At 68.8% G+C, this 407-nt stretch carries 1 protein-coding gene; it reads right to left on the reverse strand.

What is annotated here, in order from left to right; translation table 11 throughout:
* Positions 1–153: 153 nt before the first annotated feature.
* On the reverse strand, positions 154–407 hold a 254-nt coding region (locus tag AX709_RS07895), incomplete at its 5' end, for a 2Fe-2S iron-sulfur cluster-binding protein (RefSeq protein WP_156454199.1).

A 407-nucleotide genomic window follows, 5' to 3' on the forward strand; every position in this document is an offset into this window, starting at 1 on the left:
GCGTCAGCAGCATCAGCACGAGCGCTGCGATCCCGATGATCCCGCCAGCGAGGCTACCCGGAAAGCGGGGCGACACATGCACGAGATAGCCGAACGGGAACAGCAGCAGGAACGCGACCAGCAGGCCCACGGCAATGTCGCTGCGTTCGCGCATCAGGCTTCGACCACGAGCGGCGTGCCCGTCCCCTTCGCCTGGCACGCGAGCACATAGCCTTGCGCCTTGTCGGCGGGCGCAAGGCCGGATTCGACCTCCATCGTCACTTCGCCCTGCAGCAGCTTGACCACGCAGGCGCCGCATGTGCCCGCACGGCATGCATAGGGGATCTCGACGCCCGCGCCCTCGGCCGCCTCCAGCACGGTCTCGTCCGCGGGCAAGGCCGCCGACACCCCCGACACGGAGAAGGTCA

The sequence above is a fragment of the Sphingomonas sp. CCH15-F11 genome (assembly GCF_001557005.1).
Classification (GTDB): Bacteria; Pseudomonadota; Alphaproteobacteria; order Sphingomonadales; family Sphingomonadaceae; genus Sphingomonas.